General features: G+C 61.9%; 22 protein-coding genes. 5 read left to right on the top strand and 17 right to left on the bottom strand.

Going from position 1 to position 19,594, the window contains the following annotated elements; all coding sequences use genetic code 11:
• Positions 1-200 precede the first annotated feature (200 nt).
• Complete coding sequence (locus GOEFS_RS15520) at positions 201-1,313, top strand: CaiB/BaiF CoA transferase family protein (protein WP_007318881.1); 1,113 nt, start codon at positions 201-203, stop codon at positions 1,311-1,313.
• Between the two features lie 516 nt (positions 1,314-1,829).
• Here the strand turns inward: GOEFS_RS15520 and GOEFS_RS15515 are convergent.
• From GOEFS_RS15515 to mftA, 5 genes are all read right to left on the bottom strand, one after another.
• Entirely contained in the window at positions 1,830-2,630 is an 801-nt protein-coding gene (locus tag GOEFS_RS15515; protein WP_007318880.1) for a mycofactocin-coupled SDR family oxidoreductase, read from the bottom strand.
• A gap of 153 nt (positions 2,631-2,783) precedes the next feature.
• Positions 2,784-4,001, bottom strand: a complete 1,218-nt coding sequence (gene mftD, locus GOEFS_RS15510; protein ID WP_007318879.1) for a pre-mycofactocin synthase MftD — start codon at positions 3,999-4,001, stop codon at positions 2,784-2,786.
• Positions 4,002-4,058: 57 nt separating this feature from the next.
• Positions 4,059-5,294: a mycofactocin radical SAM maturase gene (gene mftC / locus GOEFS_RS15505; protein ID WP_007318878.1), complete on the bottom strand. Its 1,236-nt coding sequence runs from the start codon at positions 5,292-5,294 to the stop codon at positions 4,059-4,061.
• A complete protein-coding gene (gene mftB / locus GOEFS_RS15500; protein WP_007318877.1) occupies positions 5,291-5,689 on the bottom strand; it encodes a mycofactocin biosynthesis chaperone MftB in 399 nt (132 codons plus the stop codon). Before mftB ends, mftC begins: the two co-directional genes overlap by 4 nt.
• The gene (gene mftA, locus GOEFS_RS22940) at positions 5,689-5,784 is read right to left on the bottom strand and encodes a mycofactocin precursor MftA (RefSeq protein WP_083837347.1); all 96 of its coding nucleotides are present in this window, start codon (positions 5,782-5,784) and stop codon (positions 5,689-5,691) included. The genes mftB and mftA overlap by 1 nt, the downstream gene beginning before the upstream one ends.
• A 115-nt stretch (positions 5,785-5,899) precedes the next feature.
• On the opposite strand from mftA, the gene mftR reads away from it, so the two are divergent.
• The 3 genes from mftR (at position 5,900) to GOEFS_RS15485 (ending at position 8,088) form a co-directional block, all read left to right on the top strand.
• The gene (mftR, locus tag GOEFS_RS15495) at positions 5,900-6,526 is read left to right on the top strand and encodes a mycofactocin system transcriptional regulator MftR (protein ID WP_373278216.1); all 627 of its coding nucleotides are present in this window, start codon (positions 5,900-5,902) and stop codon (positions 6,524-6,526) included.
• A gap of 99 nt (positions 6,527-6,625) precedes the next feature.
• Entirely contained in the window at positions 6,626-7,684 is a 1,059-nt protein-coding gene (locus GOEFS_RS15490; RefSeq protein ID WP_040525257.1) for a ferredoxin--NADP reductase, read from the top strand.
• A gap of 17 nt (positions 7,685-7,701) precedes the next feature.
• Entirely contained in the window at positions 7,702-8,088 is a 387-nt protein-coding gene (locus GOEFS_RS15485; RefSeq protein ID WP_007318874.1) for a DoxX family protein, read from the top strand.
• Positions 8,089-8,109: 21 nt separating this feature from the next.
• Here GOEFS_RS15485 and GOEFS_RS22935 read toward each other — a convergent pair whose 3' ends face one another.
• From GOEFS_RS22935 to GOEFS_RS15430, 11 genes are all read right to left on the bottom strand, one after another.
• Positions 8,110-8,865, bottom strand: coding sequence for a DUF559 domain-containing protein (locus GOEFS_RS22935; RefSeq protein WP_211600667.1), 756 nt, complete (start codon positions 8,863-8,865; stop codon positions 8,110-8,112).
• Between the two features lie 337 nt (positions 8,866-9,202).
• On the bottom strand, positions 9,203-9,925 hold the full coding sequence (locus tag GOEFS_RS15475; protein ID WP_007318871.1) for a DNA alkylation repair protein: 723 nt from the start codon (positions 9,923-9,925) through the stop codon (positions 9,203-9,205).
• Positions 9,922-11,115, bottom strand: a complete 1,194-nt coding sequence (locus tag GOEFS_RS15470) for an NAD(P)/FAD-dependent oxidoreductase (RefSeq protein ID WP_007318870.1) — start codon at positions 11,113-11,115, stop codon at positions 9,922-9,924. Before GOEFS_RS15470 ends, GOEFS_RS15475 begins: the two co-directional genes overlap by 4 nt.
• A gap of 115 nt (positions 11,116-11,230) precedes the next feature.
• A complete protein-coding gene (locus GOEFS_RS15465) occupies positions 11,231-11,755 on the bottom strand; it encodes a hypothetical protein (RefSeq protein ID WP_007318869.1) in 525 nt (174 codons plus the stop codon).
• A complete protein-coding gene (locus GOEFS_RS15460) occupies positions 11,752-12,372 on the bottom strand; it encodes an Rv1363c family protein (protein WP_007318868.1) in 621 nt (206 codons plus the stop codon). The genes GOEFS_RS15465 and GOEFS_RS15460 overlap by 4 nt, the downstream gene beginning before the upstream one ends.
• The gene (locus GOEFS_RS15455; RefSeq protein ID WP_007318867.1) at positions 12,372-12,914 is read right to left on the bottom strand and encodes a hypothetical protein; all 543 of its coding nucleotides are present in this window, start codon (positions 12,912-12,914) and stop codon (positions 12,372-12,374) included. The genes GOEFS_RS15460 and GOEFS_RS15455 overlap by 1 nt, the downstream gene beginning before the upstream one ends.
• Positions 12,911-13,492, bottom strand: coding sequence for an Rv1363c family protein (locus tag GOEFS_RS15450; RefSeq protein ID WP_007318866.1), 582 nt, complete (start codon positions 13,490-13,492; stop codon positions 12,911-12,913). Before GOEFS_RS15450 ends, GOEFS_RS15455 begins: the two co-directional genes overlap by 4 nt.
• A gap of 238 nt (positions 13,493-13,730) precedes the next feature.
• The gene (locus tag GOEFS_RS15445) at positions 13,731-14,612 is read right to left on the bottom strand and encodes an SDR family oxidoreductase (protein ID WP_007318865.1); all 882 of its coding nucleotides are present in this window, start codon (positions 14,610-14,612) and stop codon (positions 13,731-13,733) included.
• Between the two features lie 24 nt (positions 14,613-14,636).
• Complete coding sequence (locus GOEFS_RS15440; protein WP_007318864.1) at positions 14,637-15,227, bottom strand: TetR/AcrR family transcriptional regulator; 591 nt, start codon at positions 15,225-15,227, stop codon at positions 14,637-14,639.
• The gene (locus GOEFS_RS15435) at positions 15,227-16,564 is read right to left on the bottom strand and encodes a cytochrome P450 (protein ID WP_007318863.1); all 1,338 of its coding nucleotides are present in this window, start codon (positions 16,562-16,564) and stop codon (positions 15,227-15,229) included. The genes GOEFS_RS15440 and GOEFS_RS15435 overlap by 1 nt, the downstream gene beginning before the upstream one ends.
• Positions 16,565-16,675: 111 nt before the next feature.
• Positions 16,676-17,635 (bottom strand): o-succinylbenzoate synthase, encoded by a 960-nt coding sequence (locus GOEFS_RS15430; RefSeq protein ID WP_007318862.1) that lies wholly within the window; start codon positions 17,633-17,635, stop codon positions 16,676-16,678.
• A 93-nt stretch (positions 17,636-17,728) separates the two neighbouring features.
• On the opposite strand from GOEFS_RS15430, the gene GOEFS_RS15425 reads away from it, so the two are divergent.
• Positions 17,729-18,634, top strand: a complete 906-nt coding sequence (locus tag GOEFS_RS15425; RefSeq protein WP_040525256.1) for an oxygenase MpaB family protein — start codon at positions 17,729-17,731, stop codon at positions 18,632-18,634.
• A gap of 200 nt (positions 18,635-18,834) precedes the next feature.
• On the opposite strand, the gene GOEFS_RS15420 is transcribed toward GOEFS_RS15425, so the two are convergent.
• Positions 18,835-19,581, bottom strand: a complete 747-nt coding sequence (locus GOEFS_RS15420; protein WP_040525264.1) for an alpha/beta fold hydrolase — start codon at positions 19,579-19,581, stop codon at positions 18,835-18,837.
• Between the last annotated feature and the right edge of the window lie 13 nt (positions 19,582-19,594).

Genomic DNA, 19,594 nt, shown 5'->3' with positions numbered 1-19,594 from the left:
ACGGTGTTAACCCCAAAATCAGGCGAATCCACGTCACCGCGGCAAAAGTCTTGTGCATACCGCCCAGGGCCGGTTGTACGAGCGCTCGATCGGTTGTGCCATGCTGGATGCGGATTGTGATAGCGACCACGCTTTCGACACTTCCCCCGCGTTGTGCGGGGCTGCGCCAGGCGGGCAGCTCAGACCAGGAGGCTTGAAGAATGACCAGTCCGAACCGTGCGGACTCCGGCCGCAAAGGGCCGTTGCATAACGTGCGCGTCATCGAGTTCGCCGGCATCGGGCCGGGACCGCACGCCGCGATGCTCCTCGCCGACTTAGGTGCCGACGTCATCCGCGTCCAGCGCCCGGGCACGCTCCCCGCCGAAGGACGCAACGCGGACGCTCTGCTCCGCGGTCGGCGCGTGGTCGAAGCCAATCTGAAGAACCCCGCGGACCGGGAAACCATCCTCAATCTCATCTCGAAAGCTGATGCCATCATCGAGGGTTTTCGGCCAGGTGTCATGGAACGCTTGGGATTTGGCCCCGACGACTTGACCGCGGTCAACCCGGGACTGATTTACGGTCGGATGACCGGCTGGGGCCAGGAAGGCCCACGTGCCAACCTTGCCGGACACGATATGAACTACATCTCGCTTACCGGCATGCTGCACGCGATCGGCCGTAGCGACGAGAAGCCGACACCCCCACTGAACTTCGTCGGCGACTTCGGCGGCGGTTCGATGTTCCTGGTCTTCGGCATCCTTGCCGCAATCATCGAGCGGCAGACGTCTGGCAAAGGACAGGTCGTCGATGCCGCTATGGTCGACGGCGCATCGGTACTCGGTCAGATGATGTGGGCCTTCCGCGGCACCGGTCTGTGGCAGGATCGTCGAGGCGTCAACCTGCTCGACACCGGCGCCCCCTACTACGAGGTGTACGAGACCTCCGACGGCAAGTACATGGCGGTCGGCGCCATCGAGCCGCAGTTCTACGCCGAACTCCTCAAGGGTCTCGACCTCACCGACGCAGATATCCCGTCGCAGAACGACTTTGGACGCTGGGGCGAGTTGAAGCAGATCTTTATCGACAAGTTCAAGACCAAGACGCGCGATGAATGGTCGGCCATCTTCGACGGCACCGATGCATGCACCTCGGGCATCCTCGATTTCACCGAGGCCCCCTCCGATCCTCACCTCGCCGCGCGCGGCACCCTGGTCGAGATCGATGGGGTCATGCAGGCGCAGGTGGCGCCCCGCTTCTCCCGATCGGCCACCGAGACCCCGACGGGCCCGGCCCGCGTCGCCACCGACCCGGCGACAGTCTGGCAAGACTGAATTTCCTTTTCGACGGCTACGACAACATTTCCGTCCCCCTCAGCGCGGTCGAAGGGCAATATGCCCTCGGATGCCGTTGAGGGGGACGGAAATTCACGTTCGAGGCGAGCGATCCGCTCGGCAGCATCCCTGGTTGGTCGAGTGCCGAGGGTTCGCTAGTGGCGATTCACCGATGGTCCAGGGCCAAGGAGCGCAAGCGACGAGAATTCACCGATGGTCGAGTGCCGAGGAGCGCTAGCGACGAGGTGTATCGAGACCCCGCAACCACTGCCCCACGAACGGAACCGAATCGACTGTGTCAGCCGTAAACATCAGCGGCGTAGCGGGAATTCCGTCCCCCTCAGCGCGGTCGAAGGGCAATATGCCCTCAGATGCCGTTGAGGGGGACAGAAATTCACGTTCGAGGCGAGCGACCCTTTACCTGAGCGACGATCGGTGCGAGGTCCAAATCGGCGGGCGAGATCGCCAGCGCCGCCCAGTCAAAATCATCAGTATCAGCGATCGCGGCGCGTAAACCTAGACTTTCGAGCTGCCCATATCGATCTGGAACTCCGCTCCGGTCACTGCCTTCGCCGTCGCCAGATACAACACCGCGTCGCTAAGATCGTCGACGCTGGCCACCGGATAGTGGTCCATCAGCGATGGGAAGTGGCGGCCGTGCTCCTCGAAAACTTTGAACGCCGTGGTGTCTTGGACGCCCATTGGCGTGTTCACCGCGTAGGGGTGAACGGTATTGACACGAATCCTCTTGTTGCCCAACTCTTTCGCGACGGTTTGAGCCAGCCCGCGCAGGCCGAATTTGGACGCCGCGTACCCCGACTGCACCGGCATCGCCTTGAGTCCGGCGACCGAACTGATCACCGTGATCGATCCACCATTCCCAGCCTCCAGCATCGCCGGGATGGCAGCTTTGAGCGTCTTCCAGGTGCCAATCAGGTTGACGTCGATGACGTCGGTGAATTGTTCCTCCGATAGCTCCCAGGTGAGTCCCCAGGAAAGGACGCCGGCATTCGCGACCACATGGTCCAGTCGCCCAAACTGCTCGACCCCGTCGGCGATGAGTTGCGTCTGGAACGCCAGATCGCGCGTATCTCCTTGGCGCGCAAGAATTTTGCCGCCAGCCTCCTCGACCAGTCGGATGGTTTCGGCGAGGTCGTCGGGAGTAGCCGACGGGTAAGTGGCATGGTCCACAATCGGGCCGGCGATATCCATCCCGATAATCGACGCACCCTCACCGGCAAAGCGAATCGCGTGGTTACGACCTTGCCCACGCGCGATGCCGGTGATGTAAACGACCTGGCCGTCGAACGTTCCCATGCGCTTCTCCCAACAGACGAGTTACCCAAAACTGTAACACGTTCTAGTGGTCGCCTACGCGCAAACCCGACCCTGCCGGACATTCCCGACCCAGTTTCCGGGTCGGGAATGTCCTCGCGAGTCGGGTTTGCGAAAGAGACGGGCGCCCGGGCGCTATCCCCCGAAGCTGCGCTCGAACCCGTGCGGGATGAGCAGATCGTCACGCGACAACTCGTGCACGCTCGATCGCCCCAAACCCATCAACGACGAATCGATCCCCATTCGCAGCAAATCCAACACATTCTCGACGCCGGTCTGCCCGTTCGCGGCAAGACCCCATAAATACGCGCGGCCGATCATTACGGCCTTGGCGCCCAACGCAAGTGCCTTCACCACGTCGCTGCCGCGACGGATGCCGCCGTCGAGCAGAACCTCGACGTCGCCTCCGACGGCGTCGGCGATCGGACCAAGCACGCGGATCGTCGCTGGAGTTCCATCGAGGTTATTTCCACCATGATTGGACACCGAGATGGCCGTCGCGCCGATGTCGACCGCGCGCTTAGCATCGTCGAGGCGGGTGATTCCCTTGACCATAAACGGCCCGCCCCATTCCTTGCGCAGCCACTCCAGGTCCTCCCAGGTGGGCGGCGGAGTTCCCATCCACTGCCCATAGGCACCAAAAAACGTAGGCCCCTGTTCACCCTTTTCGACCAGATTGGGGGCGGATAGATCCGGGATCAGAATCTTGCCGTCACGAATCCAGTCCATCGCATACCTCGGCTTGGTAACAATCTCCGGCGCGAGTTTCGCCAGCGCACGCAGGTCGACCTTCTCCGGGATCTCCGGACTGCCCCAGTCACGGCCGGTGTTGAACACCCAATCGGTGGTCACGATCAGCCCCTTGCAGCCCGCCTCACGGGCGCGGCGCGCGCGATCAAGGATCTGTTCGCGGCTACCCAGCCAATAGATCTGGAAGAAGATCTGGTTGTTCACCGCGGTGACTTCTTCGACCGGCTTGGACGCGAAACTCGACAGCCCCATCGCTGTGCCGCGCGCCGCTGCCGCCCGCGCGACGGCGACTTCACCATCGGGATCGACGGCCTGCACGCCGGTCGGCGAGATCATGACCGGGAACGAGATATCTTGTCCCATAACCGAAGTGGCGAGATCACGCTCGGGCGTAGCCCCGACGACGTGCGGTGCGAAACCGACCTCGGAGAACGCTTCCACATTGTCGTGGATCGTTACACCTTCCTGAGTTCCCGCTATCAGCGAAGAGTAGACCGACTTGGGCAGACGCTTCTTTGCCCGACGCTGCGCCTCGAGAACAGTCTCGAACCACGGGTTGCGGCGCCAGGGATTCTGCTCCAATAGCTCGGCGAATTTGGACATGGTGTTACTACTCCTCTGGTACTTCTGATCGCGCTCTGAGGCGAACAGGCAATGCGATTAGGCCGGTGTGATCGACAACGATGTTGGGGTGAAACCGGCGAGCGGGTTTTCGTCGCAGTCGCGGGAGGGCGGCCGAGTCATCAACTTGAGTGGCACGCCGCGCGAATGGTCTTTGTTCGCAGTGGGTTTCGACCGTTCACCGGCAAGCAACTGCTCTCCATAGCCCTGAACGCATTCGGGATCGGGACCGTCGAGTGGCAGGCCGGTGAAGAATTTGGCGGCCATGCAGCCACCGCGACAGGCGTCGAAGTGGCTACATTTGGTGCATGCACCGGCGCTCTGTGGTTCACGCAATTCGGTGAATAAGTCGCTTCGCTGCCAGATTTCCCGGAATCCGCCGTCGGACAAGATATTTCCGGCGAGGAAGTTTTCGTGGATAGCGAAGGGGCACGCGTACACGTCGCCCACCGGGTCGATCAGACACACCACGCGGCCCGCGCCACACAGGTTCAGGCCGGGCAGCGCTCCTCCGCCGCTATCTCCGGAGAACGCGGACAGATGAAAGAACGAGTCGCCGGTCAGCACTCGATCCCCGTGTGCGACAAGCCATTCGTACAACGCGCGTTGCTGCTCCGGTCGCGGGTGCAGGTCGTCCCAGACGTCAGCGCCGCGCCCCGACGGACGTAGGCGGGTGATGCGCAGGGTGGCGTTGTAGCGGTCAGCGAGCGCCTTGAACTCGTCGAGCTGATCGACGTTGTGGCGCGTCATCACGACGCTGATCTTGGCGTCGGCGAACCCGGCGTCACGCAGATTTTCCAGCGCGCGTACTGCCATATCGAAGGATCCCCGACCGCGCACAGCGTCGTTGACCTCGGCGGTGGCACCGTCGAGCGAGATCTGCACGTCGACATAATCCGATGCCGCTAGACGTTGCGCAACCTCGCGGTCGATGCGTAATCCGTTGGTGGAGAACTTAACTCCCACCTGGTGGCTGGTGGCGTAGTCAACGAGCTCCCAGAAGTCCGGGCGCACGGTCGGCTCTCCGCCGCCGATGTTCACATAGAAGACCTGCATACGCTGCAGCTCGTCGATGATCGCCTTGCACTGCTCGGTGGACAATTCGCGCGGGTCACGTTTACCCGACGATGACAGGCAGTGCACACAGGACAGGTTGCAGGCGTAGGTCAGTTCCCAGGTGAGGCAGATCGGCGCGTCGAGCCCCTTCTCGAACTGGTCGACGAGCCGGCCGACCTTGGCGGGCGCGTCGGTGCGCGGGCGTTCGATGGTAGTCACGCGGGTACCTCCGTTAGTTCTGCATGTCGCACGATCATTCCCGAATCAGCAAGTGCCCCAAGCGCTTGTAGGTACAGCGGGCGCTGCGCGGCGTTGATTCCGGCCGCCGACAAGGCCGCGTCGGCGCTGGAATGCTCGGCCAGCGAGCCGACGATGTCGACCACCGTGAGATTTTTGAGGAAGGACAGCTTCCGAGTACCGAAGTGGTACAGCAGCGCGCCGAACGGTTCGGGGCGCAGGGCCACTTTCGAGTTGAGTTGCCAGGCTAGCGCCGGGTCGAAACCCGATGCGGCTGCGGCGGGCGGTGTTTTCTCGACCGCCGAACTGGGTGTGGGAGCGCTCCCGGTGGCCGCCGCAGCGCGGCCACCGAGAGCGGCCGATGTCGCGGACGACATCAGTAGACCCCGCACATCCCGTCGATCGACACCTCTTCGACGAGGGACTCGCCGACGAGTTCGGTTTCGACAACCTCTGCCGCGTGATCTGCCATGATCCAACCTCCTGGTTCCTTATAGTGATGTGGATCACCAGAGACTATAATGGCACTGAGTGCACAAAAGCTAGACCTGCGTCACAATTGGTTGAAAACTAGGGGAAGGACACACCTGGTGCCCGTCAATGACCAGCATGTTTCGCCGGAGTCGCGCACCGGCTCGGTCGGGAGGAAGCGCATCACGACGATGACCCACATCTCCGATGTCGCCATTGACCTGTTCGCGCGCGATGGCTTCGATGACACCAGCGTCGATGACATCGCGGCCGCCGCCGGAATCGCCCGCCGCACAGTCTTCCGCTATTACCCCTCGAAGAACGCCATCGCATGGGGCGACTTCGACATCTACCTCGACGAGCTACGCACCCTCCTCGACGCCATACCGGCCGACCTGACGATCGCTGATGCACTCCAGCGCGCCCTCGTCGACTTCAACAGCGTTCCCGGCACCGAACTGCCCCGGCATCGGCGACGGATGTCGCTTCTGCTGGGAGTTCCTGCGCTACAAGCACATTCGATGCTCATGTATGCCGAGTGGCGTCAGGTCATCGCACAATTCTGCGCGCGGCGACTCGACGTCGACGCCAACTCCCCACTTCCACAGACCATCGCCTGGATGACACTCGGCACCGCACTGGCGGCATATGAGCAGTGGCTCGCCTCCCCTGACGTCGATCTCAACGCCCTGCTGATCGCGGGAGGTCGTACGCTGTCGGAGGGAGTCGCTGCCCTCGGCTAACCCAATCCGAGACGTGACCGTCGGGGAGTTTCGACGTCGCGTTCGGGTAGGCTAATCTAGAAACTAGAACACGTTCTCATTTGCCAGAAAGTCGGTGTGATGACAGACCTGACTCCGCATAGCGCGCGCAGCGTCATCTTGACGGTGAACGATGTCATCGACGAGACCGCTGATGCGCGATCGGTCGTCTTTGACGTCCCGGCCGACCATGCCGAAAAGTTCGTCGACTACCGTCCCGGCCAGTTCTTGACACTGCGGATTCCGAGCGAGCAAACCGGCTCAGTCGCGCGCTGCTACTCACTGTCGTCATCGCCGGGCGCGGACAAATTGCCCAAGGTGACGATCAAACGTACCGCGGATGGGTATGGCTCAAACTGGGTGTGCGACAACCTAACCGCGGGTTCGCAGATCGAAGCGTTGCCGCCGTCCGGGGTATTCACGCCACACAATATCCATCTGCCGCTGCTGCTTATCGCGGCTGGCTCCGGCGTCACTCCGGTGATGTCGATCCTGAAAACCGCGCTGCGGGACGGCACCGGTCCGATCACGTTCTTCTACGCCAACCGGAGCGAGAACGACGTCATCTTTGCCGACGAGCTACGCGAGTTACACGCCGCACATCCCGGCCGACTGACCATCATCCACTGGCTGGAATCCGTGCAAGGCTTACCGTCAACCAAGGCGCTGGCCACCCTGTTCGCACCGTTGAGCCAGACGCACAGTCTGTATGTATGCGGCCCGGGGCCATTCATGGACGCGGTGCACGCCGCAGCCGCCAAGGCCAAATTCGACCATCACAATGTGCACTCAGAGGTGTACAACTCGCTGTCGGGTGACCCCTTCGAAGAGGTCGAACTCGAGGAGGTCTCCGAGGAAGATCAGGCCGGCGCGGCCAGCGTCGATGTCGAACTCGACGGTGAGACGCACACATTGTCGTGGCCGCGTAAACGGACGCTGATCGACATCATGCTCGCCGCCGGACTGGACGCGCCATACTCCTGCCAAGAAGGCGAATGCGGTTCGTGCGCTTGCACTTTGACCGAAGGCAGCGTCGACATGGAGAACTCCGGCGCGCTCGACCCCGACGACATCGCCGACGGGTACATCCTCGGCTGCCAGGCTCGACCCACATCAGACACTCTCAAAATCGAGTTCTGATCACGTAGGCTCTCACCGTGAGCACCGAACGTCTCTCCCGAATCATGGCATTTCCGCTGATCTTCATGGGCGTGCTGCACTTCGCAGCGCCAAAACCGTTCGACGCATTGATCCCCGACGAGATCCCAGCCGACAAACGCACGTTGACCTACGCCTCCGGCGTCGCCGAAGCAGTTATCGGCGGCGGACTGCTGTTTCGCCGTACCCGACGCTTAGCAGCGGCGGGCGCAGCGGCGCTTTTCATCGCGGTCTTCCCGGCGAATATCAACATGGTCCGCCTATGGCAGGACAAACCGGCATGGATGAAGGCGATCGCCTGGCTGCGTCTGCCCCTGCAGATCCCGATGGTATTGGCCGCGGTCAAGGTCTACCGCGGCTCGAAGGTCGAAGCCGAGGCCAGCTAAATCCACCTCGTCTACCCGGATTCACCTCGCTGGTTGAGCGAGGTGAATCCGGGTAAATGAGGTGGATGTCTGGTCCATCATTCGTTCGATCCGCTCGCGCAGTTCGTCGGGGCGGTTAACCGTTGCCCATCCCCACCTCACTACTCGAAACCCCAACTCGTGTAGGCGATCTGTTCTGGCCTTCTCTCGCCGTGCGGCCGTCGGATCGTTCTCGTATTTGAGCTCGCCGTCTGCCTCGCCGATCAGCCGGTGATCCGGCCAGTAAAAGTCGACGCGTGCGACGAATCGTTCAACCTCGTCATAGATTTGTTGCTGGAGAACAGGTTTGGGTAGTCCGAGGTCGAGTATCTCGATACGGCTCCGGGTCTCCAGAACCGATTCGGCCAGACCATCCATCAGGTCGACGGCCAGACGCGCACGGTTGATGCCAGTCATTCCCCGCGCAAGATCTAGTTCATGATGCAGATCGTCAACGGTGCACAATCCTCGGAACAGAGCGGCGTCGCCCAGCGCTATCGCCGGGATGCGAGCGTGACGGCGTGCGATGTCGATGACGGTCCGGGCGGGTGTAGTCAGTGGCAACACGACATCGTCGAGAGCGACCAAATCGGGCTGTCGCTGATCGGTAGTCAGTCGCACGACAGCACTTTGTCGAGTACCCGGAGGACGAGTGAAGTCTTGGATCTCCACTCGCTGTATTGGCAAGCCCCACAACGGAAGTCGAAACGCTGCCGCTGCGGAGACATCGCTAAGAGCTCGATCACCCGGAGCAGTCACGCGTGGCTTCACCTTGCGCGCCCATAGGACGACACGCTCGCGATGTTTTTCCTCTCGGGAGAGAGACACAGCAGGTGGCGGGCCGTAAAGGCCAGGTCCGATCCGGTCAATGTCTCCGCGCTCGAGCGCGCTGGCAATCACATCGTCAGTGAACCCGAGCCCGAGCAGTTCGCGTCGGGTGTGATTGTCATCAAGGGACACGAGGAAAGTCATGACGTATTGGACGCAAAGGCGCACTGTTTGGTTCCACACCACCCCCCTCAGAAATCCACCTCGTCTACCCGGATTCACCTCGCCGGCTGAGCGAGGTGAATCCGGGTAAATGAGGTGGATTAGTCTATCGCATCGCGCGGTATGCCTTGCGCTGCTCGGGAGGCAAATGCTCGGTCGCATAACTCAGCGCGGTGCGTCCCAACTCGGCGGCGTGGCCGTCCAGATACTCCGTCAGCGTTTCCCGATCTACCCTCTTCCCCATCTCCCGCAGCATCCAGCCAAGCGCTTTCTGAATCAGGTCGCGACGATCATCGACGACGATGGGCGCTACAGCCAAGGTCGCCGAGGCGTCGCCCGCGGTGAGATACGCATAGGTCCCCACGATGCCCACGCGTCGTCGCCACAACGGCTCCTGTACCGCATAGTCGAGCAGCGGCTGCGAATCACCTTGTGTCAGAGCCCAATCCCCGAGGATGTTCGCCGAGCTGTCCACCAAGTCCCAATTGTTCACCCGGCCTCGGTCAACCGCCGACCGGTAGTGTCGCACCCACGGCGGCTTATCCGCGACGACAGCCTTCTCGTATTCCGTCCGCATGATGATCAGCGCGGTGAGTCGATGCTCGTGGATCGGACTGTCGAGCAGCACATCGATCTGGTCGGCGGCCAATCCACGAAAACGCTTGGCTACCTTGCGTTGTGCGGGCACTGAGATTCCGATGAACTCATCGCCCTCACCATATTGACCCGGCCCCGTCTTGAAGAAGCCGGCTGACGACACCGCACGCTGCGGATCGGCCAACTCCGCCAACGCATTTCGCACCGCTGCCGCACTCAGATCCGCGCTCATAGCAGATCCGCGATCGGTGTCGCGGCGAGCAGCTTGGCCCTCATTTTCATTACCGCACCGGCCTTTCCACCGCCGGCCACCGCCGTCAGCAGGCCGTCGCGGCTGAAGTAGGCGACGAATTTCTTTCCGTCATCAACGACGATGTGTACGTCGTCAGTCGCCTTCGGCCAGCCAAGGACCTGCACCTTGACGTCATACTGGTCGCTCCAGAAATACGGCACCGTGACCGCGACGTCGGCGGTGCTCCCGAGAATCTGTCCGGCGACGATGGCGGCCTGTTCGACGGTGTGATTCCAATGCTCCACCCGCACCGGAACACCATCGGAATTACGCCAATTCGCGACATCTCCGACGGCGTATACATCGTCGATGCTGGTATGTCCGACCTCGTCGCACGCGACTCCGCCACCGCTCTCACGTGCCGCCAACCCAATGCCCGAACCAGCCAGAAATTCGACGACCGGCGTGGAGCCGATACCGACAACAACAAGGTCGGCAGGCACGTCACTGCCGTCGGACAGCCGAACCGACGACACCTGATCCCCCTGTGCGACAAGGGCATCCACACCAACTCCGCTGCGCACATCGACGCCGTTGGCCACATGCAACCTGGTAACCAAATTGCCGATCGTCTCGCCGAGCGCTGCAGCCAGGGGGGTCGGCGCGGGCTCGATCAAGGTCACCGTCAAACCACGCGCACGCAGGCTCGCGGCAGCCTCGCAACCAATGAAGCCGGCACCGATGACTACCGCGTTGCGCGCCGATTCCGACTCGGCGCGCAACGCCAGCGCGTCATCGACAGTACGAATGACATGTACGCCCTTCGCCGGCGCTCCAGGGAAGAGCCGTGGCCGCAGGCCGGTCGCGAGCACCAAGCTGTCATAGCCCAATGTCTGCGCGGCGTCACCGGAGCCAATTGTGACGGTGTGCTCGGTGGGCGATACCGCGGTTACGGGCTGGCCGGTGCGCAAGGTAACGGTGGACTCGGCGAAGAATTCCGCCGGCTTCAGGTCGACGCGCTCGTCATTGCCCAGCAGTACCGACTTCGACAGCGGCGGACGGTCATACGGCGGGTGAATCTCGTCGCCGATGAGAGTGATTGGTTCGGTATACCCGCCAGATCGCAGATTCTCGGCCACTCGGATACCGCCGAGTCCGGCCCCGACAATGACTACGCCCGCTTCGCTCACAAACTATCCCTTGTCTCGTTGTTATTGGCCTGTCTCCCGCCGAAAACCGCACGTAGCGACGTCGCCGAGGGCAATACGCCCCCGGACAGGGCTGCGCGTGCGGTTTTCACGCCGGTCATGAATCACCGCTCGCGTCGACGAGCGTCAGGTCTTTGAGCAACCACACACCGTCGTGCCGGTGCATCACTGCCCATCGCGACGCCGTCACTCGTTCTCCACCGGGATTGTCTCGCGTTAGACCGGGCACGTCGACCTGTTGGTCGACGAATACAAGTACGCGAGCTTCGTCGGTCGAGTAGGAATTGACCGCTGCCCCAATGACCTTGGCGGACATGGAGGTTCGCGACTCGACAGCGTTGGGCAGGATGAGATCCGGTCCCTGCGTGCGGTATTCGGCTGCCATACGCCCGGTAAGTTTCGCCACCACCTCCCGGCGAGGTGGGTCGTCGGCTGGAGAGAATGTCATTAGGGCGGCCACCGCGTCCGCGGCGGCCTGCTGGACCGTCGTGCGTTCGTCAGTGGTCGGATGATTGACGTCATTCCGGTGTGCCGCAACCAGTCCCGCGAATCCGACGACGGCTAGCGCTATCGCAGCCGCGGCCAGCACCGCCACGAGACGTGAACGATAGATCGCGCTCATCGCAGTCCCGCTTTCGCGATTTTCCACGTCCCGCCATCGGAGCGCATGGTGACCGCTATGGGCATTCGCTTCTGCTTGGGGTCTCCGCCGATCAGTGCGGGATTGGTGGCCTCGGCGACAAGCAGCACCTCAGCGGTGGCGTCGGTGGTATCTGACGGATCAGTGATGAGACCCGCCGACAGCACGACTCCAGTGCTGACCGCCTCCTGCCCGGCAATCTCACCGATCAGCTCTTGTCGGCCGGCACGTAGTCGATCCCGTTGACCTGCGGTACTGACCGCGATGACCGAATCCGCGTATTGCTCAGCGTGTTTCGGGTCAGCACTGAGCATCGTGGTTATCGCCGACGTCGCGGCGGTCAGTACAGCATCGTCACGCTGGCCGGCGTCGCGCGCGGCGGTAACCCGAAAAGGTATGACTACCAACATGATCGCCAGCGAGAGCGCGACAATCACAGTGGTAACGATCGCGATGGTGAGTTGTCGACGACGGCGCCGCGCCCGGCGCCGAAAAGCGTCACGAGCAGCGATAGCCGCCAATCGCGTTGCACGCGTGGACTTAACCAGTTCGGCACGAGCGACTACCAGTCGCTGCGAGTCGTCGGGGCCAGTTGTCATCAACGCACCACGTCGATCTGATCAACCAGCCAGCGACCATCGATCGAAACGAACTGCACCGACAGCGTTTGGGGTGTCGGCGACGGAGCGGCCTGGATGACTCTGATCGAGTTTCCGTCGATAAGCACGGTTCCCGACGTCGCATCAGCGTCGACAATCGCCACCGTCGTCGGCTTCCAATGAGTTGCGTAGTCGGTAACCAGGCCGGGGCCCTTTTTGTCGAGTTCGTTACGTCGCGCGTAGGCGTCAGTGACCAGCCCTCGGGCCCGGATGCGGTCGGCGTCCCAATAGGTTCCGCGCGAGAGTACCTGCGCCACAATGGTTCCAGCCTGTGCCCGCAGTTGAGATCGGGCGTCCTCGATCGCGTTTTCGTCGGACAACCGCGTCCACTGCCACGTGACGAGTCCGACAAGAACCATGACGACTACCGCCAGCGCACCGAGCAGCGCTGCCCGACGGCGGTCCGAGATCGCAGCTGCCGCGTCGGCTCGCGCAGAGCCGGTTGTCGCGTCGGCTCTTGTTTGATCGGAGTCGGCGGTCATGGCAGGTACTGCACCATCGAGAGTTTGAGGACGCCATCTTCGGGTGTGACGACGGTGCGCAGGCGGAACTCACGCGACGATGCCGGGCGGTCTGCTTGGGCGGCCAGGTCCGCCGTTGCCGCAACCAGTATTTCAGCGTCATCGCCGATTCGGCGGGAAACCCCGGCGCCGGTGACTCGACCAGTAGACACCGTTCCCGCTTTGCTAACAAAAGTCGTATACGCATCGGCTGATTGAGCGAACTCGTCGTAGAACGTGCCGGTGGCTCCCGCCAGGACGCGCTTGACCTGTTCGGGCCGGCGATAGTCGGGACTGAGCAGCAGTTCGATACGTTTTGTGACGGCACCGATGTAGTCGGCGTCGGTGTAGCTGTGGTCGGAACGTCGCCATTCGATGAGGCCGACGACGGCGAACGCCAGCGCCACCACCACAACGAATGTCACGACTCGAAGGGGCCAGTGCCAAAGCGGCCGGCGACGACCGGCGAGAACCTCGGCGTCGAAGACGGCCGACGAAGCACGCGCCTGGTCGGCGCGCGCCGAACGATAGGCGGCGAGCAGTGCACGGTCGTCGGTCATATCCCTCTTTCTGGTGCGACCACCCTACAGGCAAACTAGAACACGTTCTAGTGTAGAGAGGTCCGCCACCATAGAGTGTGCCCGACACCGCGAATTGGCCCAACGCGGGCACAATACCTACATACATTCGGCTACGTCCTATGGTCGGCACGGCAGTCAAACTGTTGAAGGTCTTCTACTGCGCTGACGTGTGCAAACGCTGCGCAGTCGTTATCACCCGCCGAGTCGCGCGCCGCGGCTACTGCCCGATCCGCTTGGAGTACTCCCCGCGTGCCGCTTCGTCGTAGCTGAGGAAGATGGTGTCGAGCTTGGTCATTCGACGCACGGCCCGCTTAACCGGTTGCGGCGTCAGAGTATTCGCGTGCACCCACGCCATCGATCGCGGTGCGGCCGCGCGTACCTTGGGTTTTGCGATCGTCCACAATACCTGCGCCGCAACATCTTTCGGCTCGACAGTCGCGATGAACTTGTTGGTTGCCAGTCCGGTGATCAATCCGGTGTTGGTGAAGGTTGGCATCACGGTGCTGACCCGCACACCCGACGGCGACAATTCGGCGTCGAGCGCCTCGGTGAGTTCGATGACGGCCGCCTTCGCCGCGTTGTAGATCGACAGACCCGGCATTGGCAAGCGTCCGGCAACCGACGAGATATTGAGGATTTGACCAGTGCCGCGCGGCGACATCCGGCGTCCGGCGGCTTGTGCCCCGAAGATCACGCCGAGCGTGTCGATGTCGAAGGTACGCCGAATTAGCGCCTCGCTGTATTGCAGAAACGGCCCGACCGGCATGATCCCGGCATTGTTGATCAACACGTCGACCGGTCCGTGCGCCTTCTCCACGCCATCGAGAAACTTCTCGAACGACGCCGGATCGGTCACGTCGAGATGCAGCCCTTCGACGCCAAGATCGGCCGCTGCCTTACCAACTGCCTCTTCGTCGACGTCACCGATCGCGACCTTCGCGCCCGCGGCCAACAGTTGGGTCGCGGTCTCGAAACCAATTCCGCGGGCACCGCCGGTGACAGCGATAACCTTGCCGCCCAGCGCTTCTCGCACCTTCTGTAGCCGCGCGTCAGCACGCGCCGCGGGCGCCAAGGATCGAGGAAAGTCACGCAATGCCATTGAAAACTCCTGTGTGGATGAGGATTACCAAATCATTGGGGCGAGGAACTTCGAGGCCAGCGCCCGTGCTCCGTCGGGGGTTCGAGCTTCCTCGTCGGACCCCGGGATCTCGAGATAGGAAATGACCAGGCGCACATGAAGTTCCACAGCCTGAGTCAGGTCGGCGTCGGGCATGGTGGCGCCGGCTCCGCGCAATGTCTCGGCGACGCGCGCGGTGACCATGTCGATGAAAAGGGCATTCATCGACGCGGTTACGCTGCGCACCTCATAGTCTTCGAGCACCATACGATTGAGCAGCGGATCCTCGGAAATCATTTGCGCGCCAACGGCAAACGCCTCGATAAGCGCGTCTTGCGCGGAGAGTCCCTCGACCGCTTCCTCCAACTGTTTCATACCAACTTCGTATATCTGAGTGGCGACAGCGATGAGCAGATTGTCTTTGTTGGGAAAACGGCGATACAGCGTCGATCGACTAACACCGGCGTTGGCGGCAACTTCGTCCATATTCGCGCGACGAACACCAACCGCGGCGAATTCCGCGGCCGCCGCCGAGAGGATCGATGCCTCCTGGTCTTCGGGCGTCGCGGTACTGCGCACCTTTCGCGTCGTCGCCATCAACGGCGCCGAATAGTGACGGGCAGTTTGTCCTTAGGCACCGGCAGCGAGCTGTAATCCATCGGAATCTCGTAGTCGGCCGGCACCGACCACTCGTAGCCGCGCAGCAAATGATGCATGATCGTCTTGATTTCCATCTGCCCAAAATACAAGCCAATGCACTTGTGCACACCGCCGCCGAACGGGATCCACGCCATGCGATGGCCTTTATCCTCTTTGCGCTCCTTGCTGAAGCGCTCCGGATCGAAGATATCGGGATTGGTGAAGAACTCGGGATCGCGATGGTTGGTCAGCTGCGGGACACTGACGAGCGTGCCCTTGGGAATGTAAAACCCTTGTATCTCAGTATCTTTGATGGCCATCCGCGGCTGCGCGGGCACCGGCGGACACATCCGCAGCGATTCCTTCATGACCGCGTCGAGGACGTCGAGTCGGGCCAAATCGTCGTAGGTCAGTTGCGCGTCAAGCTCAAGTGACTGGGCTCGTGCGCTGTCTTGCCATTCCGGCGATTTCGCCATCCGGTACGCCATTTGAGTCATCGTGATAGTCGAGGTGTCGTGAGCGGCCATCAACACGAAGATCATGTGGTTGACGACATCCTCGTCGGTAAAGCGGTCTCCCTCTTCACTTTCCGCGTGGCACAGAACCGAGAACAGGTCGGGCGTCTGCGTGGCGCGTTTAGCCGCGATGTTGGCATAGAAGAATTCTTCGAGGATCTTGCGTGAGCGCAGCCCCTTCCACCACCGACCGCCGGGAACCGGCTTGCGTACATACGCGACACCCGCGCGCACGGTCTCGATAAATGCCTTGTTGAGTTTGTCGGCCTCTTTCTTCGGCAACTCCAGGCCGAGGAAGACTTCGAGCGCGACGTCGAGGGTGAGTTCCTTGAATTCGCTGAACAACTTCACGTCACCGGTTGGAAAGCGTGACATGCGTTCGGCAACCATCGGCTGCATCTCGTCCATGTAGCCCTTGAGAACCTTCGGCGTGAATGCTTGCTGCAGGATGTGGCGGTGGTGGCGGTGCTCATCAAAGTCGAGAAGCATCACGCCGCGATTGAAAAACGGACCGATGAAGTAACTCCACGCGGGTCCGTTGGCGAACGCCTTGTCCTTATTCATCAGAATCTGCTCGGCGGCGCGCGCACCGCTCGCGGTGACAATCTTGATGCCAAATGCGTTAAGCGCGGAGGTTTTTCCGTACTGGGCCAGCTTCTCGTCGGCGTACCCGAATGGGTCGCGGCGCATCTGCATGATCTCCAGAATGCCGTTGCGATCTGACTTGGGGACCTCGCGCAATTCACTACCTTCGGGCGCTTTGGCGAACACTGCGGTCATCAGAGAAACTCCAGTTCACGAGAGGTGGCACGGCACTGGGCTGCCAGTGACTTACCTCACCGTAGCGCGCATTGGAACAAATGTCGAGATATGTTTCATTCGGTGTCGTCGTCAGTCAGGCAGCTCAGCCAGTACGCGATAACACCTGCTAAGCCGTTCGCGCCACCAGGCATCACGGTCGGGAGCCGCTAGCGGCAGCTCACCGAACGGCGTCACCGCGCGAGGCGATACCGTCCCGCCGACCGGACGAAACGGCTCGGCCACGTCGTCAACGAACATCGTGCCGGTGCCAAGTCCGCACGCGAGCTCCAGCGACGGCAACGCGGCGGCGGTCGCCACGCCGGCGGAGATACCGACTGCCGAATCCAGTGCGCTCGACACCACGACGGGCATCGTCATCTGCTCGGCCAATCGAAGCACCGCCCGCATACCGCCAAGCGGAGCCACCTTGAGCACCGCGATGTCGGCGGCATCGAGTGCGACGACACGCATCGGGTCGTGCACCCGACGGATCGACTCGTCGGCGGCTATCGGGACCGAGACGGCACGTCGTACCTGCGCCAGTTCTTCGACGCTGACACACGGCTGCTCGACATACTGCACCTCACCGATCGCGGCGATGGCCTCAATCGCCTGTGGCACAGTCCATTTGCCGTTGGCGTCAATGCGAACGTTCGGCACCACATCGCGGGCGGCGGCCACGCGGTCGACGTCGTCGGACAGCGTCTGCCCCGGCTCGGCAACCTTGACTTTCGCTGTCGTCGCGCCCTCATAACGCGCGAGCACCGTGGCGACCTGCTCGGCGGGCACGGCGGGAACCGTCGCGTTGACTTCGACGACGTCGCGCACCGGAGTCGGCGGACCGAGATAGGCGGCTTCGATACCGGCGGCCAGCCAGGACGACGATTCATCATCGTCATATTCGGCGAATGGCGAGAACTCACCCCAGCCCGCCGGGCCGTCGAAGATCACGACCTCGCGCGTGGTAATTCCGCGGAACTTCACGCGCATGGGCAACGCGCAAACGTGAGCGGAATGCAGCAGGTCGGCGAGTGCTGGCAGCGGAGTCATGTCTGCAACTCTATGAGCCGCGTCCAGCGTCACCACTGTAGCCAGTTTGGAACACATCTGATAATTTGTTCCAAAGTGCGCTACGCTCAAGCCATGACAGTGCAAGAAGGCATGCGCGAAGCGGTCCCGATGATCGTCGCCGACGATGTCGCCGACGCGAAACCCCGACTAGGTGCCGACTCCCTGGTGTGGAAGTACTACGGCGACTCCCGCGGCATCCTTGGGTTTCAGCGATTAGCCGGCACCGAGAACTGCATCGAACAACTCGGCAAAGCGGTCGAGGATCATTCGATTATCTTCAGCGACTTCATCGGTCGCGCCCAGCGCAGCGGTCCTCCCATCATGCGGACGGTCTACAGCACCGATCCGCATCGCTGGGGCCGCAAAGTCCGCGACTTCCACCGCGACATCAAAGGCACCATCAGCGACGGATCCCGTTATCACGCACTGAATCCCGAGCTGTTCTATTGGGCGCATGCGACATTTGTCGACCAGGTCCTCTACATCACCGACACGTTCATCAGACGACTCTCCTACGAGGAGAAGGTGCAGATCTTCGAGGAGTCGAAAATCTGGTACGAGCTGTACGGCGTGAGTTCACGGAATCAACCTCAGACATACGAGGAGTTCGTCGAGTACTGGGAGTCGATGCTCGATCAGTTTGTGCCGACACGCACGATCGTCTACGCGACGGGGTACATCCGCCGCGGCATCCCCGGACCGAAGAAGATCCCGAAACCGTTGTGGCGCATCGCTTCTGCACCGCTCAACGGATTCATCCGGACCGTCGTCGTCGGCACCCTGCCTCGGCAGATGCGCGAGGTATGCGACCTTGAGTGGGACGATCGGAAGCAAAAGCGGTTCGATCGCTTCGCGGCGTTCATGCGATTCATAAACCCGGTGGTCAATCGTCTCCCACTCAAAATGCTGTACGTGCCCTGGGCATACGAAGGCTGGAAAGCGGTGGGCGTCGATCCAAGGCCGTTGTACAACAGGTAGGACCGGGCTGGGTGGTCTCGATACACCTCGTCGCTAGCGCTCCTCGGCACTCGACCAACTGCGGAAATTCCTCACCCGCAAAGCTTCTCGACGCTCGACCAACCGTGGAAACCCCTCGCCCGCAAAGCTTCTCGGCACTCGACCTATCGTGGAAACCCCTCGCCCGCAAAGCTTCTCGGCACTCGACCTATCGAAGCCCGCTAGTCGAGAAAGTCCAGCACGGTGCAGATGAATTCTTGACTGCGGTCTCGATGCACGCTGTGTCCTGCTTCGATTGTCTGAAATGAGCCGCCCGGCAAGGCATCTGCCAACGACTTCAAATGACGCGGTGGCAAGAAACTCCGGCTGCCACCGGATATCACCAACGTCGGAGCCGGAAGATTCGCTAGTCCCGACCACCATTCGGGCGCGGCGGTCTCGAACTCCCGACCAACCTGCGCCGGAATCGCGCGGTCGAATCGCATCAACGGCAGGGGGTTTGCGACGAGCGCCGAGACGCCGCGTATTCTCTCGCCGAATGTCGCGGTCGGGACGATCTCCTCGTCGATGTCCGCCTGATTTCTCGGCATCGGCGGACACTCTTCCAGCACAAGACGATTCACGCGCGCGGGCATTTTCGTCGCCAACCGCAGCGCGGAATGCGCGCCTAGGGAGTGACCGACAAGGTCGAAGCCATCGAGGGAAAATTCCTCGACGATGAAGTCAAGGTCGTCGCGAAAGTCGTTGAGGTGATAGGTCTTTGCGCGTCCGCTCCGACCATGGCCGCGCAGATCTACCGATACCACCGATCGCCCTGCTTTGCGCAATTCTCGACACAACGCGCGCCAGGTGGTGTGATCGCTAGCCATCCCGTGCACCAAAACGACCGGGCGATCTGACGGGTCGCCGGACGCCGCAGCGGCCAGACACAGTTCACCTCCGTCGGTGAGCCGGTGAAATACTCGCATCATCTGACTTTAC

Source organism: Gordonia effusa NBRC 100432 (assembly GCF_000241305.1).
GTDB lineage: Bacteria > Actinomycetota > Actinomycetes > Mycobacteriales > Mycobacteriaceae > Gordonia > Gordonia effusa.
The sequence above is the reverse complement of the archived record's forward strand: the minus strand, read 5'-3'. Positions and strand labels throughout refer to the sequence as shown.